Genomic DNA, 14,986 nt, shown 5'->3' with positions numbered 1-14,986 from the left:
ACGCGCACAGGGAGAGGGCAACCGCGGGAGATGCTCCTCGACGACGCGTCCGCGGAGTTCCACGACTTCTTCGAACGCCACTACGCCGAACTCGCCCGCCTCGCCCATCTCCTGACCGGCGAGCAGGACGCGGCCGACGACCTCGCCGCCGATGCGCTGGTCGCCCTGTGGCAGCGGTGGGACCGGTTGCGGGCGGCGCAACACCCGGCTGCCTACGCCCGCGGTGTGGTGGCCAACCTGGCGCGGGAGTGGATCCGGAGCGCGGTCCGCGAACGACGGCGAGTAGCGCTGTTCTGGTCCCGTAGTCCGGAACAGGTGGACGGGCCGGACGTTGCGGGTGTGCTGGACGTACGGGCCGCGCTCACCCGGCTGCCGTTCCGCAAGCGGGCGTGCGTGGTCCTGCGCCACGCGCTCGACCTGTCGGAGAAAGACACCGCCGCTGCGCTGGGCATATCGGTCGGTACGGTGAAGAGCCAGACCTCGAAAGGGATGGCCGAGCTCGAACGGATTCTCGGCGCGGAAGCGGTCGGCGAACTGGCGACAGGAAGGAGGAACCGGTGAACGAGGAGCTCAGCCGACGGCTGCGGGAGGCCGCCGAGGCCCACGAACCCGACCGCGCGAAGATCCTGGCGCGCGTGGAACGCGGCGTAGCCGGTCCCACCGTACGGCGTCGCATACCGTCGATCGTGAGGTCATGGCCCCGGGCAGCGATCGTGGGTGTCATCGCCGCAGCCACCCTGGCGACCGGTGGTCTCGCCGCCGCTGTTGCCGCCATCGGCGGATCTCCGGCTCCGCCGGCCGCCCCCACTCACGCAGCTCCCACTCACGCCGTCACCTCCCCGACCATCACGTCCACTCCGACGCCACCGCCCCGCACCACCACCGGTACGACCCCGTCCAGCACCCCGAGCAGGTCGCACCCGAGTCCGTCGGCCGGCAACCGGATCCAGGACGGGCCGCTGTGGTCGGAAGGCTCGATAAACGCGCACAGCACCATCTACTGGGCCCAAAGCGACCTGACCCTCAAGACCACCCAGCCGCTCACCTCGCTCACCGTGGAACTGCGCATCGCCCAGACCGGCGACGTGCGGAACACCGGCAACTGGCAGACCCTGCCGAACGACGACTTCACCGTCACCGTTCAGGAGTCCGGCGGCGTACTGCTCTACCGCTGGGACCTCAAGCCGGGCCGCACCGTGCCGCCCGGGAACCACGAGTTCGCCGGGCAGTACAACCATGCCGTCGGCATCCGCAAGGGCACGCGCGACAGCTACCGCGTCCACGCAGAGAGCTCGGCCGGTTCCAGCACAGTCTGGGGAGGGTTCACCCCAACCCGGTGAGCTGGGCGTCCGGGCGTGGCAGGGTGGAGGTATGGATGCCGACGTGGTGCGCGCAGTCAACGAACTGACCAGCCGCTGGGCTCGGGTGTTGCCCGCGGAGAACACCGTGGTGGCCGGGCTCGGGGTGTGGCCGTTGCTCGCGCTCCTCGCGACTGGGGCGGACGAGCCGGGGCGTACTGAGCTCGCCGCGGCGGCCGGCGTGGATCCCTCGACCGGTGCGACGGATGCAGTGCGGCTGATCGAGGCGATCGAGGCGTCCGCTGACCTGCAGGCCGCGCTGGGCGTGTGGGTGGACGAGCAGTTGAAGCTCGCGGAGACCTTCGACAGCGTGATGCCGGCGCCGCTGGTCGGGATGCTGACCGGGAACCCGAGCGTCGACAAGCCGAAGCTGGACGCCTGGGCCGCTGAGCACACCGACGACCTGATCCGTTCGATGCCGGTCGATCTGGACGCCGGGGTCGTGTTCGTTCTGGCCTCGGCGATCCTGCTGCGGACGAAGTGGGTCCGTCCGTTCACCGAGCAGGTACGGCGGGTGCCCGACGGCCCGTGGGCTGGTGCGTGGCACTGGCTGGAGCGTTCCGACGCCGACCTCGATTCGGTACGCCGGTACGAGCATCCGTCCGCGGCCTGGCTCACCGTCGTCACGGTTGCCGGCGACGCCGACGTCGACGTACTCCTCGCGATCGGTGAGCCGCAGACGGCGCGGGACGACGTACTCGCGGCTCTGCTGGACGTTGCTGCTCAACCTGGCGGCGGTGCGTCCGGGGCGGAGCTGATCGAGAACGGTGAGGTCGGCGCGGAGGTTGCGCCGGGGGTGCGAATCGGGCAGACGACCTCGTCGCGGCCGGAGGTGAAGTTGTCGGTGCCGTCGTTCAGCGTCGACGTGGAGCACGATCTGCTGCAGCTGCGCGAGTTGTTCGGATTGACGACCGTCGCGTCGGATCCGGGGGCGCGCGGGCATTTCAGTGCGCTCAGCCCGACGCCGTTGCGGATCGATCAGGCCAAGCAGCGGGTACTCGCGCGGTTTTTCGCGACCGGGTTCGAGGCGGCGGCTGTCACCGCGATGGCGATGACGCGGGCCGCGATGGTCACCCGGCAGCAGCGGCGGCTCGACGTCACGTTCGACCGGCCGTTCGCGTTCGTCGCCGTACTGCGGGAATCGCGGCTGCCGATCGTGGCCGGCCGGATCGAGCTGCCTACCGAGCCGGAGGCGTGAACAGCCGGTTGAGCAGCGCGGACGCCTCGTCGACGCCGGCCTGATCGCCGGTCAGCAGCAGGTCGAACAGCAGCCCGCGGGAGGCCGCCAGACCCAGGCGCGCGTACGCCGGTGCCTGGTCGGCCGGGAGACCGGCACGGATACAGAGGTCGATCAACGGCGGCAGCCAGACGTCGATCAGGTCCGCCTTGAGCGACTCGGTGTGCGGCAGGTCCTGCATGGCGTGCGCGCTCAGCTCGAAGAACAGCGGGCCGTACACGAGCGCTGCCTCGGTCACCCGGCGCCAGAACTGCTCGGCCTGCTCCTCGAACGGGAGGTCCGACAAGGCTTCGAGCAGGTCGCGTTGCTGTTGCTCGACGGTACGGACCACTTCGGCCAGCAGGCCCTCGCGCGAGCCGAAGTGGTAGATCAGCATCCGGTGGCTGGTACCGATCGAGGTCGCGATACTGCGCAGGCTCGCGTCGCCGATCCCGTTCCTCGCGAAATGCTCGACCGCGTCAGCCAGCAGTGTTGCTCGACTCACTGATTTCCTTCAGCTTGGCTGCTTCGGTGGCGATGTAGCTCTTGGTGAGTCCGGCGTACAACCGGCCGGCCAGCCAGGCGAGCGGGCCTTCGTGGACGATCGTGGACGTTGCGACCGTGCCCTCCGGCGTGCTGGTGACGCGGTGGCCGCCGGTGGTCTTGACGCCGGGTGCCTTCGAGACCCACTCGAAGTACTCGCCTTCCTCGAGTTCGGTGACCTCCCAGACGGCCGCCGGGAGCTTGGGCTGGCGGATCCGGGTGCGGGCGCCGACGTGGATCCGGCCCGGGTCGAGCCGCTCGACGGATTCGACGGTCGGGGTCCAGTCGGGCCACCGCTCGACATCGCTGAAGACCTCCCAGACCCGCTCGGGCGCGGCCTGGATCGTGGTGGAGTGTTCGAAGCGCATGTACCAAATGGTACACGGACCTGCAGCACTCATCAACGGCCGCTGACCGCCGCCACCGGCGGTGGACGGAGCGTGAGCAGTCGGTAAAACCGGACCCTTGGTGAGTGGTGGGGGTCCGGGGTGCAGGTAGGGTCTTGGGCCATGGCTGACCAGAACGTCCCGCAGAACCTGGAGAACGAGCAGGACCCGGGCGCGAGCACCCAGATGTTCCGCGCCTTCGTCAACGAGGGCCAGGCCGAGGCGAAGACCGAACCGAAGCTCAACGGCCGAGTCCTCGCCATCGTCGGCGCAGCGGTGATCCTGATCGCCGTCGTCGCCGCGATCGCCGTTCTTTAGTTGACAGATCTCCACGTCGAGGTCGTCAGGGTCTTCACCGACCCGGACGGCCGATTCGGCAACCCCCTGGGCATCGTCGACGGCTCCCTCGTCGCCGAGCCGGACCGCCAACGCGTCGCCGCAGCGCTCGGCTACAGCGAGACCGTGTACGTCGACGACGCCGCCACCGGCACGCTCCGTATCTACACGGCCACCGGCGAGATGTCCTTCGCCGGCCACCCGACCGTCGGCGCCGCCGCCTGGCTGCACGCCAACGGCCACGCGGTCGACACCCTGCAGGTTCCCGCCGGCGCCATCCCGGTCACCCGCTCCGGCGACCTCTTCGCCGTCCGAGCCGACACGACCTGGGGCAGCGACTGGGACTGGCGCGAACTGCCGACCCCCGCCGAGGTCCTGGCCGCCGACCCGTCCACCTACACCGCCGGCCACACCTTCCTTTGGTCCTGGCAGGACGAACTCGCCGGCACCATCCGCGCCAGAGCCTTCGCCCCCGCCATGAACGTCCGCGAAGACGAGGCCACCGGCTCCGCCGTCACCCAGCTCACCGCCCGCCTCAGCAGAGATCTCCTGGTGATCCAAGGCGCCGGCTCCCACCTCCGAACCACCTGGCACCCCCCAACCCACGCCGCCGTAGGCGGCCGAGTCCTTCCCGCCGAACCACGCACCCTCACGATCTGACTGCGTTCTCAGCATCCGTTGACGGGCGGTGTGCGGCGGATGGAGCATGGGGGCTCGGCTATCGGGGAGGTTCTTGTGGCGGAGGTTGTCAGGGCGGCGCTTGTTCAGACTTCTTGGACGGGTGACAAGGAGTCCATGATCAAGGTGCACGAGGACTACGCGCGGCAGGCCGCGGCCCAGGGTGCGCGGGTGATCTGTTTCCAGGAGTTGTTCTACGGGCCGTACTTCTGCCAGAAACAGGACGCCGAGTACTACGAGTACGCCGAGTCCGTCCCAGGCCCCACCACCGAGCGGTTCGCGGCGCTCGCGCAGGAGCTCGGGATGGTGATGGTGCTCCCGGTGTACGAGCAGGAGCAACCCGGCGTGCTGTACAACACCGCCGCCGTGATCGATGCTGACGGCACCTATCTGGGGAAGTACCGGAAGAACCACATCCCGCAGGTGAAGGGGTTCTGGGAGAAGTTCTACTTCCGCCCGGGCAACCTCGGGTACCCGATCTTCGACACCGCGGTCGGGCGGATCGGCGTGTACATCTGCTACGACCGGCACTTCCCGGAGGGCTGGCGCGCGCTCGGGCTGGCCGGCGCCAAGATCGTGTTCAACCCGTCGGCGACCAGCCGCGGCCTCTCGGCGTACCTCTGGAAGCTCGAGCAACCCGCGAGTGCGGTCGCGAACGAGTACTTCATCGGCGCGATCAACCGGGTCGGCATCGAGTCCGAGTTCGGCGACAACGACTTCTACGGTACGTCGTACTTCGTCGACCCGGAGGGGAAGTTCGTCGGCGACGTCGGGCACGACCACGATCCGGAACTGATCGTCCGCGACCTGGACCTCGGCCTGCTGGACACGGTCCGGGACCGCTGGCAGTTCTACCGCGACCGCCGCCCGGACGCGTACGGAGACCTGACGAAACCGTAGAGGGGACCCCGAATGTCGTTGCTCGTCAGAGGTGGAACCGTCGTCGGACCGACCGGGACCCGGCTCGCGGACGTGCTGGTCGAGGGCGAGAAGATCGTCGCGGTGCTCGACCCGTCGTTCACGCCGTCGATCACCGCCGACCAGGTGATCGATGCCGCAGGCAAGTACGTGATCCCGGGCGGGATCGACGCGCACACGCACATGCAGCTGCCGTTCGGCGGTACGGCGGCCAGCGACACGTTCGACACCGGCACCCGCGCGGCGGCGTACGGCGGTACGACGACGATCATCGACTTCGCCGTCCAACGGACCGGCGAGGTCGTCCAGGACGGGCTCGCTGCCTGGCACGCGAAGGCGGACGGCGAGTGCCACATCGACTACGCGTTCCACATGATCCTCGGCGGGGTCGACGCGGACGCGCTGAAGGCGATGGACCAGCTGGTCGCGGACGAGGGCATCACCAGCTTCAAGCTGTTCATGGCCTACCCGGGCGTCTTCTACTCCGACGACGGGCAGATCCTCCGGGCGATGCAGACCGCGCGGGAGAACGGCGCGATGATCATGATGCACGCCGAGAACGGGATCGCGATCGACGTCCTCGTCCAGCAGGCGATCGAACGCGGCGAGACCGACCCGATCTACCACGGCATCACCCGCCCGGCCGCGCTCGAGGCGGAGGCCACCAACCGGGCTATCGCGCTTGCCGAGGTCGCGCGGGACTGCCCGCTGTACATCGTCCACCTGTCCGCGAGCGAGGCGCTCGCGAAGGTCGCCGAGGCGCGCGACGCCGGTCGGAACGTGTTCGCCGAGACCTGCCCGCAGTACTTGTATCTGACGCTCGAGGACCAGCTCGGCGCGCCCGGGTTCGAGGGTGCGAAGTGGGTCTGCTCGACGCCGCTGCGGAGCAAACACGAGCCGCACGCGAAGGACCTGTGGAAAGGCCTGCGGAACAACGATCTCGCGATCGTGTCGACCGACCACTGCCCGTTCTGCATGAAGGACCAGAAGGAGCTCGGCCTCGGCGACTTCTCCAAGATCCCGAACGGGATCGGCGGCGTCGAGCACCGGGTCGACCTGATCTTCCAGGGTGTCGTCGACGGTAAGCTGTCGCTGGAGCGCTGGGTCGAGACGATCGCGACCACGCCGGCCCGGATGTTCGGGCTGTACCCGCAGAAGGGCATCGTGCAGCCCGGCTCCGACGCGGACCTGGTGATCTACGACCCGAACGGTACGACCCGGATCGGCGTCGAGACGCACCACATGAACATGGACTACTCGGCGTACGAAGGGGTCGAGATCCAGGGCCGGGTCGGTACGGTGATCTCGCGCGGCGAGGTGATCGTGGCCGACGGCAACTACCAGGGCCGGAAGGGCCGCGGGAAGTTCCTGCGGCGAGGCCTGTCGTCGTACTTGATGTAAGGGGAGACGCCGTGGACTTCGGTGTGGTGTTCCAGTGTGATCCGCCCGCGTCCACGGTCGTGGAGCTGGCGCGGAAGGCGGAGGACGCCGGGTTCGGCTACGTGTGGACGTTCGACTCGCACCTGCTGTGGCAGGAGCCGTTCGTCATCTACAGCCAGATCCTGGCGACCACGCAGCGGGTGGTCGTCGGGCCGATGGTGACGAACCCGGGGACCCGGGACTGGACCGTGATCGCGTCCCAGTTCGCCACGCTGAACGAGATGTTCGGCAACCGGACGATCTGCGGGATCGGCCGCGGCGACTCGGCGCTCCGTACGCTCGGTGCCAAACCCGGCACGATCGAGGAAATGAAGCAGTGCGTCGAGGTGGTTCGTGGGCTGGCCCGCGGCGAGACCGTTTCCTATCGCGGTCAGCAGCTGAAGTTCGCCTGGGTCGAGAACGGCGCACTCGACGTGTGGGTGGCCGCGTACGGTCCGAAAGCTCTCGCCGCAACCGGCGAGGTCGGCGACGGGTACATCCTCCAGCTCGCCGACCCGGACATCGCCGAGTGGATGATCACCGCGGTACGGCGGTCCGCCGAGCAGGCCGGACGTGACCCGATGGCGATCAAGTTCTGCGTCGCGGCACCGGCGTACGTCGGGGACGACCTGGCCCACCAGCGCGAACAGACCCGCTGGTTCGGCGGCATGGTCGGCAACCACGTCGCGGACATCGTGGCGCGGTACGGGACGTCGGGCGCAGTGCCGAAGGCACTCACCGACTACATCGAAGGCCGGAAGGGCTACGACTACGCCGAACACGGCCGCGCCGGCAACACCCACACCGACTTCGTCCCCGACGAGGTCGTCGACCGCTTCTGCATCCTCGGCCCGATCGAGAACCACCTCACCCGCCTGGCCGACCTGAAGTCCCTAGGCGTAGACCAGTTCGCCCTCTACCTCCAACACGACGCCAAAGAACAAACCCTGACCGCATACGGCAAGGACATCATCCCGGCTGTCTAAGTTCATGGATATGATAGATAGGTTATACTTGAGTCGTGGGATAGGAGATCAGCCATCATCGGGAAGTCGAGTCCTGGTATCTGGCGATTTGTGAGAGTGAGCCGGAGACTCTGATCGAGGCTGCGATCGATCAGCTGGCAGACCAGGGACCGACAGCGGGGCGGCCGTTGGTCGACCGGGTGAAAGGCAGTCGGTTCCAGAACATGAAAGAGCTGCGACCCCCGTCGTCGGGGCGCAGTGAGATCCGGCTGCTGTTTGCGTTCGATCCGGCCCGGGAGGCGATCGTCCTGGTGGCCGGGGACAAGTCCGGGCGGTGGGAGACCTGGTACCGGACGGCGATTCCGCTGGCAGACGAGCGATTTGCCGAACATCTGATCGCGCTCAAGGAGGCAAGCGACGATGAGTGATTACGTGAAGTGGAAGGACGTGAAGGCCAAGGGCCGTGCCGTCGATCCTCGGAGCGATGGGGAGCGTGCCGAGAGCAAGCGCGCGGCTCGAGAGCGGTTGGATGCTTATGCGCGCGGACACCAGCTCGCCGAGATGCGCAAGGCGGCAGGTCTCACGCAGACCGAGCTCGCCAGCCTCCTGAAAGTCTCGCAGGCCCGGATCTCGAAGATCGAGAGCGGCGAGATCTCTGGCATCGACGTCATCCGTGCATATGTCACTGCCCTCGGCGGCACCGTGGATCTGGTCGCAACCCTTGGCGACAGGACCTGGAAGGTCGCCTGACCGCAGACCCGTTGTGGTACGGCAACCGACTCACCCGGGCGCTCCGAGCTGCTCGGCCGCCTGCGCCAACCGCAGGCCCGACGCTGTCGCCCTGTAAACGGTGGCCGGCGGGTAGTCGGCGGTCACGGTTCGGCTGATCAGGTCGGCTGATTCGAGGTCTTTCAGCGTCAGCGTCAGGGCGCGCGGGGTCACGTCCGGGAGGGCGCGCCGGAGCTCCGAGAAACGCCGGTCGCCGGCCAGCAGGGTGAGCGTTGGGAGCGACCACTTCTTCAGGCCGACGTCGGTGACGCCGAGGTCCGCCAGGAGATCCGTGAGTACGGCGGCAGCAGCGCCCAGCTGTGGATCGGTCAGCAGGTACTCCGGGCGCAGCGGGTGCCCTTTGCCTGGATTGCGCTGGATCAGGCCGCTCTCGGTCAGGAACGTCAGCGTCCGGCGCAGCGACTCGCGACTCACGCCGAGTGTGTGCGTGAGGTTCACGAACCGTCCGCCGTGGCTGCGGTGCAGCTCGGCCAGCACCGGGACGGCCCAGCGGAAATGGACCAGGCGGGCAAGCGTTGACACGAAAGTAAGCTTAGTATAAAAACAGGACTATGGGTGGGATCGAGTACGACGGGCGCGCGGTCTGCGCGCTGGACGTTTCCGACCTGGACCGGGCCGTGCAGTGGTACGAGCAGGCGCTCGGCTTCGAGGTCGTGCATCGGCTGGAGTCCTGGGGCTGGGCCGAGTTGAGTACGCCGTTGCCCGGCATCTCGATCGGGCTCGGCCAGGTCGAGGATCCGAAGACCGACGGCGGTGTCGTGGTCACGTTCGGCGTCCGCGACATCGACAAGTCACGCGCGCATCTGGAGTCGCTGGACACACGTTTCGACGGCGAGACCCGGCAGATCGCCGACGAGGTCCGCCTCGCGACGTTCTACGACCCGGACGGGAACACGTTCATGCTGTCGCAGAGGCTGGTGTGAGTACGCCGCCCCGCCCGGGCATGGAGGCCCTCACGCTGGTCCTGCTCCGTCGCCCGGCCGAAGCGATCTCCTGGTGGTTCCGCGAGGGTGAGATCAGCTTGGGTCAGGCGACCAGCGGTAGGCGCCCGGGAGCAGGTCGGTGATCGGAACCGTGCCGGGTCCGTCCGGCCCGGGCAGGATGACCCTGATCCCGGGGTGGTAGTCGAGCAGGACCTGCCGGTCACGACCGCACGGTCCGCAGACGCCGCGGTTTTCGTTGCCTACGGCGACGATTGTGGTGAGTTCGCGGGCGCCTTCGGCGCGGGCTCGGCCGAGCGCGACGAGTTCGGCGCAGGGGCCGCCGGTGAAGTGGTACAGGTTGATGCCGGCGTACATCCGGCCGTCGATCCCGCGGACCGCGGCGCCCATCGTGTGGACGCCGTCGGGGCCGTCGGTGTTCGCGTCGACCGTACGGCGGGCCAGCTCGATCAGCTCACGGTCGTCGTCGGTCAACGGCTGCAGTTCGAGTGTCATCCGGTGATCCGCTTCAGCTCGGCCTCGGTCACCGACTTGACGGTCTTGATCTCGGTGGCCGGGTCGGCGCCGCTGCGGATGATCTTGTTCAGCGCGTCGGAGTACGCCGAGCCGGCCTTCGGCGACCACAGGATCGGGGTCTGGGCGTGCCCGTTCTCCGTCGCCAGCCTGGCCGCGTCCGCGGCAGGGCCGGACTTCAGCTTGTCCGCCTTCTCGACCAGGCTTTTCCGGGCCGGGATGTGGAAGCCGTACGACTGCGCGAAGTCGAGCTGATCGTCGGTCTGGTCGACCCACAACCACTTGACGTACTTCTTCGCCGCGTCGACGTTCTTCGACTTCGCGTTCACGCAGGACCCGTACGCGCCGATCGGGACGCTCGGCTTGCCCGTCGTGGCGTTCAGCTTCGGCCAGGGGAGTACGCCGTAGTCGCCCGGCAGCGCCTTCTCGATCGCGGGCAGCGTCCACAGGCCGGTGAGCTGCATCGCGGTCAGGCCCTGGGTGAACGCGGCCGGGTCGGACCAGTCGGTCGGTGCCCCCAGCAACAGAACCTTCGCCGTCCAGAACTCCCGCAGCTTGCGCAGCGACTCGAACGCCGCCGGGTCGTCGAAGCCGAACTGGTTGTCCGCGGTCAGGTAGTCGAGTCCGGCGGACCACAACGCCGGTCCGCCGAGCACCCCGACGCCACCGTCGTTGCCGACGAACAGCCCCTTGACCTTGTCGGTGGTCAGCTTCTTCGCTGCCTCGAGCAGCTCGTCCACCGTCTGCGGCGGTTGAACGCCGGCAGCGCTCAACAGGCTCTTGCGGTACACGAGCAACTGCATGTCGACGACCTGCGGTACGCCGTACAGCTTGCCCTGGTACGTCATCCGCTCGATCAGCGCCGGGTTGAAGTCGGACTTCGCGTCACCGAGCAGGTCGGTCAGCTCGACGACCTGGTTGCCCTTGATCATGTCGATCGTCGGACCGTTGCCGTACTCGAACACGTCCGGGCCCTGATCGGTCAGCAGCGCGGTCGACGCCTTCTTGTCGTAGTCCCCGGGCGACCACTGGATCGTCACGGTGGCGTCCGGGTACGCCTTCGCGTACCGCTCGACCGCCTGCTGCGTACCGGCTTCGCCGTACTGGTGGTACCACTGCTGCAGCGTTGGCTTGGAGCCTCCGCTGCCTCCGCCCGACGGCCGGCCGCTGTTGGACCCGCACCCCGCCACCGCCATCGCCGAGAGCCCGGCCCCGATCCCCAGCAACCGCCGCCGCGTCATCCCGCTCATCTGCCGCCTCCGTTCAGCGCAGTCCCACAGCCCGCGCACAGAACAACGACCTTACGACCGGAAAGGCTGATGCCGCGGGTATTTCTCGCGCACGAACGGCTCAGGCCGGGGCGGGGGTCGCGGTGTCGTTGCCGTTGTCGGGGTGGGCGTTGGCGATCCGGGCGACGCCCTCGTCGGGTTTGCGGCCGGCCCGGCGGGCGGCTTCGACGTGGAGGCGGGCCAGTTCGATCACCTGGCGGGAGACCTTGACGGTCCGCTTCTCAGCCATGGCCACTGTCTCCCTCGACGACGTCGATGTCAGCTTCCGCGATATCAGCGTACGCGTCCGCTCCGACGCGGTCGATCGCTACGGCAGCGGTCAGCGCGGCGACCAGGTCGTAGTCCTCGGGCTGTAACAGCTCCGACCGCATCAGTGAACGGAGCGTGACCACCCCGGCATCGGTACCGGCGTCGTCGCCGTCGAGGATCTGCTCGACCGCCCAGCGGACCATCCGCATCGTCTCCTCGCGGTGCCGCCAGGTGTCGAGCTCGCGGTCCGACTTCCGGGTCAGGTACGAACCCAGTACCACCCCACCGAGCGCGAGCAGCGGTGACAGCACCGTCATCACGACCCCGACGACGGAGATCCAGGTCGGAATCACGGACACACCCCGGTGCTCATCGTCGTCCTCCCAATTCCGTGGTCTTGACCGGTCGATGATGCTACGAAGGAGCATTCCACCTACGACCGACAGACCAGGATGACAAGGAGTAGTGTCACCGTGACGGACCAGCAGGACGGGTACGACGTCTTCGTACAGGGGACCGTGTTCTACGACATCGTCATGACCGGCCTCGAGTCCGCCCCGATCACCGGGACCGAGATCTTCGCCGAAGGCATGGGGTCCTGCCCCGGTGGCGTCGCGAACTTCGCGATCGCGGCCGCGCGGCTCGGCCTGAAGAGCGGCCTGGCCGCCGTGTTCGGTGACGACGTGTACGCCGACTTCTGCTGGCGGACGCTCGCGGACCAGGAGGGGGTCGACCTGTCGCACTCGCGCCGGATCGGCCACTGGCACTCCCCGGTCACGGTGTCGATGTCGATCGACCGCGACCGCGCGATGGTCACCCACGCGCACGAGGCGCCGGGTGACCCGAGCAAGCTGGTCGGCCCGGGGCTGATAACCAGGTCCGCGATCGTGCCGGTCGCGGAGGAGCTGCCCGGCTGGACGGTCGAGGCCCGGGAGTCCGGCGCGCTGCTGTTCGGCGACGTCGGCTGGGACCCGACGGACGAGTGGTCACCCGCCGTACTCGACGTACTCGACGGCTTCCACGCGTTCACCCCGAACGCCGGCGAGGCGATGGCGTACACCCGTACCGACACGCCGAAGGCCGCGCTGCACAAGCTCGCCGAGCGGGTCCCGCTCGCGGTGGTGACGAACGGCGCGGACGGCGTACTGGCGATCGACCAGACGACCGGCGAGGAGGAGCAGGTCCCGGCGCTGCCGGTGCGCTCGTACGACCCGACCGGGGCGGGTGACGTGTTCCTCGCGTCGCTCGTACTCGGCACGCTCCGCGGCTGGCCGCTGGCGCACCGGCTCGCGTTCGGGAACCTGTGCGCCGGGCTGTCCGTGCAGCACTTCGGCGGATCGCTCGCGGCACCCGGCTGGGGCGACATCATCGACTGGGTCCGCGACCACAGCCGGCACCGCCCGGGCGATGTCGACCCGGACATCCTCCGGTACTACTCGTTCGTCGGCGACGTCCTCCCGGAGGGCCCGGTCCCGATTGTCCGCCGTGCGTCGGCAACGATCGCCCGTCTCTCCGACGCGTAGAGCATCCGTTTCAAACGCACCGGGTATCGGACGGGGGCGTACGGAGCGGCAGGTCTGGTCGGCGGCACGCCGTGGAACGCCTAGACTGATCGCCGGCCGCTCCGGTGGCGTACGGTGCCCTTCGTGGTTACCTTCGCGTCGCTCCCTGTTCCCGACCACGGCCGGATGAACCCGTGATCCGCTTCGAGAATGTTTCCAAGACGTACGAGGGCCAGTCCAAGGCCGCTCTGCTGAACGTCAACGTCGAGATCGAGAAAGGCGAGTTCGTCTTCCTGGTCGGTACCTCCGGGTCCGGCAAGTCGACGTTCCTTCGTCTGGTCCTGCGTGAGCACCGCACGTCCAAGGGTCACATCATGGTGGCCGGCAAGGACCTGAACCGGCTGGCCAGCTGGCGGATCCCGCAGATGCGGCGCCAGATCGGCACGGTGTTCCAGGACTTCCGGCTGCTGCCGAACAAGACCGTCGCGGAGAACGTGGCGTTCGCGCTGCAGGTGATCGGCAAGCCGCGCCAGCACATCCGCAAGACGGTCCCCGAGGTGCTCGAGCTGGTCGGTCTGGACGGCAAGGAGGACCGGATGCCGGACGAACTGTCCGGCGGTGAGCAGCAGCGGGTCGCGATCGCCCGGGCATTCGTGAACCGGCCGATGATCCTGATCGCCGACGAGCCGACCGGAAACCTCGACCCCGGTACGTCGGTGGGCATCATGAAGCTGCTGGACCGGATCAACCGGACCGGTACGACGGTCGTGATGGCCACCCACGACGTGTCGATCGTCGACCAGATGCGCAAACGCGTGATCGAGCTGGAGAACGGTCACGTCGTCCGCGACGAGTCGCGCGGCGTCTACGGCTACCAGCACTGACCGCCGAGCACAGGGACTGACTGACGAAATGCGCCTGAACTACATCCTCTCCGACCTCGGCATCGGTCTGAAGCGGAACCTCTCGATGACGATCGCGGTCGTCGTCACCATCTGGGTCTCGCTGTCGCTGTTCGGCAGCGCGCTGCTCGCGCACGAGCAGGTCAACCTGATGAAGGGGAACTGGTACGACAAGATCCAGATCTCGGTCTTCCTCTGCACCAAGGACTCCGGCGGCCGCGGCTGCTCCGGCGCCGAGGTGACCCAGGAGCAGAAGAACCGGATCCAGCAGGTGATCGAGTCGAACCCGGACACCGCGCCGGACGGCGTCTTCACCGAGTCGAAGGCGGAGGCGTTCGACTCGTTCAAGAAGCTGTACAAGGACTCGCCGATCGTCAGCACGGTCACCCAGGACCAGATGCAGGAGTCGTTCCGGATCCGGCTGAAGGACCCGCAGCGCTACCAGAACCTGGTCAGCGCGGTCGCCGGCCTCCCGGGCGTGGACACGGTTCAGGACCTCAGGCAGTACCTCGATCCACTCTTCAAGGCGCTCAACTGGCTGCAGGTGGGCTCGTACTTCGGCGCAGGCCTGCTGCTGGTCGCCGCGCTGATGCAGATCGCGAACACGATCCGGCTGGCGGCGTACGCGCGCCGGCGTGAGATCGGCATCATGCGACTGGTGGGTGCGTCCAACTTCTACATCCAGCTGCCGTTCCTGCTGGAAGCGGTGCTGGCCGCCATCATCGGCGCCGTACTGGCCTGCGGCACGCTGTGGATGATCGTGTACTTCATGGTCATGCGCCGGGCCCAGGAGACGTTCCGGGTCTGGCAGTGGGTGGGTGCCACCGAAACCTTCCAGGCGACACTGATCATGGTCGTGGTCGGCCTGGTGCTGGCGGTCGTCCCGACATTCCTGACGACGCGGAAATACCTCAAAGTCTGACCCGGGTGACCTATCGTGCAGTAACAGGAGTAACAGCAGTCACTCCAGTACCGCACATGT

The 14,986-nt window shown here is 67.9% G+C and carries 21 protein-coding genes; 14 read left to right on the top strand and 7 right to left on the bottom strand.

Features of this window, described 5'->3' with window-relative positions; translation table 11 throughout:
- The first annotated feature begins 30 nt into the window (after positions 1–30).
- Genes ACZ5BU_RS16330 through ACZ5BU_RS16320 form a run of 3 tightly spaced genes read left to right on the top strand, consistent with a single transcriptional unit; the run spans position 31 to position 2,556 of the window.
- Entirely contained in the window at positions 31–561 is a 531-nt protein-coding gene (locus ACZ5BU_RS16330) for a SigE family RNA polymerase sigma factor (RefSeq protein ID WP_465699629.1), read from the top strand.
- Positions 558–1,340 (top strand): hypothetical protein, encoded by a 783-nt coding sequence (locus tag ACZ5BU_RS16325; protein ID WP_465699627.1) that lies wholly within the window; start codon positions 558–560, stop codon positions 1,338–1,340. The genes ACZ5BU_RS16330 and ACZ5BU_RS16325 overlap by 4 nt, the downstream gene beginning before the upstream one ends.
- Before the next feature lie 31 nt (positions 1,341–1,371).
- Positions 1,372–2,556, top strand: coding sequence for a serpin family protein (locus ACZ5BU_RS16320; protein WP_465699626.1), 1,185 nt, complete (start codon positions 1,372–1,374; stop codon positions 2,554–2,556).
- Here ACZ5BU_RS16320 and ACZ5BU_RS16315 read toward each other — a convergent pair.
- Positions 2,537–3,079 carry a TetR/AcrR family transcriptional regulator gene (locus ACZ5BU_RS16315; protein ID WP_465699624.1) on the bottom strand — a complete coding sequence of 181 codons (543 nt, stop codon included), beginning with the start codon at positions 3,077–3,079 and terminating at the stop codon, positions 2,537–2,539. The two genes, ACZ5BU_RS16320 and ACZ5BU_RS16315, sit on opposite strands and share 20 nt — an antisense overlap.
- Entirely contained in the window at positions 3,054–3,485 is a 432-nt protein-coding gene (locus ACZ5BU_RS16310) for an SRPBCC family protein (protein WP_465699623.1), read from the bottom strand. The genes ACZ5BU_RS16315 and ACZ5BU_RS16310 overlap by 26 nt, the downstream gene beginning before the upstream one ends.
- A gap of 141 nt (positions 3,486–3,626) precedes the next feature.
- Here ACZ5BU_RS16310 and ACZ5BU_RS16305 point away from each other — a divergent pair, with 141 nt between their 5' ends.
- From ACZ5BU_RS16305 to ACZ5BU_RS16275, 7 genes are read left to right on the top strand one after another with little or no spacing between them, the layout of a single operon-like run.
- A complete protein-coding gene (locus tag ACZ5BU_RS16305; protein WP_465699622.1) occupies positions 3,627–3,821 on the top strand; it encodes a hypothetical protein in 195 nt (64 codons plus the stop codon).
- Positions 3,822–4,499 carry a PhzF family phenazine biosynthesis protein gene (locus ACZ5BU_RS16300; RefSeq protein WP_465699620.1) on the top strand — a complete coding sequence of 226 codons (678 nt, stop codon included), beginning with the start codon at positions 3,822–3,824 and terminating at the stop codon, positions 4,497–4,499.
- Between the two features lie 39 nt (positions 4,500–4,538).
- On the top strand, positions 4,539–5,417 hold the full coding sequence (locus ACZ5BU_RS16295) for a nitrilase-related carbon-nitrogen hydrolase (protein WP_465699619.1): 879 nt from the start codon (positions 4,539–4,541) through the stop codon (positions 5,415–5,417).
- Between the two features lie 12 nt (positions 5,418–5,429).
- A complete protein-coding gene (hydA, locus tag ACZ5BU_RS16290; protein WP_465699617.1) occupies positions 5,430–6,836 on the top strand; it encodes a dihydropyrimidinase in 1,407 nt (468 codons plus the stop codon).
- A gap of 11 nt (positions 6,837–6,847) precedes the next feature.
- Complete coding sequence (locus ACZ5BU_RS16285; RefSeq protein ID WP_465699616.1) at positions 6,848–7,840, top strand: TIGR03842 family LLM class F420-dependent oxidoreductase; 993 nt, start codon at positions 6,848–6,850, stop codon at positions 7,838–7,840.
- 47 nt (positions 7,841–7,887) lie between these two features.
- A complete protein-coding gene (locus ACZ5BU_RS16280; RefSeq protein WP_465701057.1) occupies positions 7,888–8,247 on the top strand; it encodes a type II toxin-antitoxin system RelE/ParE family toxin in 360 nt (119 codons plus the stop codon).
- Positions 8,240–8,569, top strand: a complete 330-nt coding sequence (locus ACZ5BU_RS16275; RefSeq protein WP_465699614.1) for a helix-turn-helix domain-containing protein — start codon at positions 8,240–8,242, stop codon at positions 8,567–8,569. Before ACZ5BU_RS16280 ends, ACZ5BU_RS16275 begins: the two co-directional genes overlap by 8 nt.
- 30 nt (positions 8,570–8,599) lie before the next feature.
- On the opposite strand, the gene ACZ5BU_RS16270 is transcribed toward ACZ5BU_RS16275, so the two are convergent.
- Complete coding sequence (locus ACZ5BU_RS16270; RefSeq protein ID WP_465699612.1) at positions 8,600–9,130, bottom strand: winged helix-turn-helix transcriptional regulator; 531 nt, start codon at positions 9,128–9,130, stop codon at positions 8,600–8,602.
- 29 nt (positions 9,131–9,159) lie between these two features.
- Between ACZ5BU_RS16270 and ACZ5BU_RS16265 the strand changes: the two genes are divergently transcribed.
- A complete protein-coding gene (locus tag ACZ5BU_RS16265) occupies positions 9,160–9,531 on the top strand; it encodes a VOC family protein (RefSeq protein ID WP_465699610.1) in 372 nt (123 codons plus the stop codon).
- Between the two features lie 93 nt (positions 9,532–9,624).
- Here the strand turns inward: ACZ5BU_RS16265 and ACZ5BU_RS16260 are convergent, their stop codons facing one another.
- From ACZ5BU_RS16260 to ACZ5BU_RS16245, 4 genes are all read right to left on the bottom strand, one after another.
- The gene (locus ACZ5BU_RS16260; RefSeq protein ID WP_465699609.1) at positions 9,625–10,044 is read right to left on the bottom strand and encodes a cytidine deaminase family protein; all 420 of its coding nucleotides are present in this window, start codon (positions 10,042–10,044) and stop codon (positions 9,625–9,627) included.
- Positions 10,041–11,312 (bottom strand): ABC transporter substrate-binding protein, encoded by a 1,272-nt coding sequence (locus tag ACZ5BU_RS16255; protein WP_465699607.1) that lies wholly within the window; start codon positions 11,310–11,312, stop codon positions 10,041–10,043. Before ACZ5BU_RS16255 ends, ACZ5BU_RS16260 begins: the two co-directional genes overlap by 4 nt.
- 100 nt (positions 11,313–11,412) lie before the next feature.
- The gene (locus tag ACZ5BU_RS16250) at positions 11,413–11,580 is read right to left on the bottom strand and encodes a hypothetical protein (RefSeq protein ID WP_465699605.1); all 168 of its coding nucleotides are present in this window, start codon (positions 11,578–11,580) and stop codon (positions 11,413–11,415) included.
- Positions 11,573–11,953 carry a hypothetical protein gene (locus ACZ5BU_RS16245; protein WP_465699603.1) on the bottom strand — a complete coding sequence of 127 codons (381 nt, stop codon included), beginning with the start codon at positions 11,951–11,953 and terminating at the stop codon, positions 11,573–11,575. The genes ACZ5BU_RS16250 and ACZ5BU_RS16245 overlap by 8 nt, the downstream gene beginning before the upstream one ends.
- 120 nt (positions 11,954–12,073) lie before the next feature.
- Here ACZ5BU_RS16245 and ACZ5BU_RS16240 point away from each other — a divergent pair, with 120 nt between their 5' ends.
- From ACZ5BU_RS16240 to ftsX, 3 genes are all read left to right on the top strand, one after another.
- Positions 12,074–13,123, top strand: coding sequence for a carbohydrate kinase family protein (locus tag ACZ5BU_RS16240; RefSeq protein ID WP_465699602.1), 1,050 nt, complete (start codon positions 12,074–12,076; stop codon positions 13,121–13,123).
- A gap of 173 nt (positions 13,124–13,296) precedes the next feature.
- Positions 13,297–13,986 (top strand): cell division ATP-binding protein FtsE, encoded by a 690-nt coding sequence (gene ftsE, locus ACZ5BU_RS16235; protein ID WP_465699601.1) that lies wholly within the window; start codon positions 13,297–13,299, stop codon positions 13,984–13,986.
- A 28-nt stretch (positions 13,987–14,014) separates the two neighbouring features.
- Positions 14,015–14,926 carry a permease-like cell division protein FtsX gene (gene ftsX / locus ACZ5BU_RS16230; RefSeq protein ID WP_465699599.1) on the top strand — a complete coding sequence of 304 codons (912 nt, stop codon included), beginning with the start codon at positions 14,015–14,017 and terminating at the stop codon, positions 14,924–14,926.
- The last annotated feature ends 60 nt before the right edge of the window (positions 14,927–14,986 follow it).

This window comes from Kribbella sp. NPDC031520 (genome assembly GCF_055580825.1).
This window is presented reverse-complemented; position numbering and strand designations above follow the sequence as displayed.

What these genes read in the sequence shown, in the direction of transcription:
- ACZ5BU_RS16330 (WP_465699629.1), top strand. Translation starts at nt 31, where the DNA reads ATGCTCCTCGACGACGCGTCCGCGGAGTTCCACGACTTCTTCGAACGC.
- ACZ5BU_RS16320 (WP_465699626.1), top strand. Translation starts at nt 1,372, where the DNA reads ATGGATGCCGACGTGGTGCGCGCAGTCAACGAACTGACCAGCCGCTGG.
- ACZ5BU_RS16310 (WP_465699623.1), bottom strand. Translation starts at nt 3,485, where the DNA reads ATGCGCTTCGAACACTCCACCACGATCCAGGCCGCGCCCGAGCGGGTC.
- ACZ5BU_RS16305 (WP_465699622.1), top strand. Translation starts at nt 3,627, where the DNA reads ATGGCTGACCAGAACGTCCCGCAGAACCTGGAGAACGAGCAGGACCCG.
- ACZ5BU_RS16295 (WP_465699619.1), top strand. Translation starts at nt 4,539, where the DNA reads ATGGAGCATGGGGGCTCGGCTATCGGGGAGGTTCTTGTGGCGGAGGTT.
- hydA (WP_465699617.1), top strand. Translation starts at nt 5,430, where the DNA reads ATGTCGTTGCTCGTCAGAGGTGGAACCGTCGTCGGACCGACCGGGACC.
- ACZ5BU_RS16275 (WP_465699614.1), top strand. Translation starts at nt 8,240, where the DNA reads ATGAGTGATTACGTGAAGTGGAAGGACGTGAAGGCCAAGGGCCGTGCC.
- ACZ5BU_RS16265 (WP_465699610.1), top strand. Translation starts at nt 9,160, where the DNA reads ATGGGTGGGATCGAGTACGACGGGCGCGCGGTCTGCGCGCTGGACGTT.
- ACZ5BU_RS16260 (WP_465699609.1), bottom strand. Translation starts at nt 10,044, where the DNA reads ATGACACTCGAACTGCAGCCGTTGACCGACGACGACCGTGAGCTGATC.
- ACZ5BU_RS16255 (WP_465699607.1), bottom strand. Translation starts at nt 11,312, where the DNA reads ATGAGCGGGATGACGCGGCGGCGGTTGCTGGGGATCGGGGCCGGGCTC.
- ACZ5BU_RS16250 (WP_465699605.1), bottom strand. Translation starts at nt 11,580, where the DNA reads ATGGCTGAGAAGCGGACCGTCAAGGTCTCCCGCCAGGTGATCGAACTG.
- ftsX (WP_465699599.1), top strand. Translation starts at nt 14,015, where the DNA reads ATGCGCCTGAACTACATCCTCTCCGACCTCGGCATCGGTCTGAAGCGG.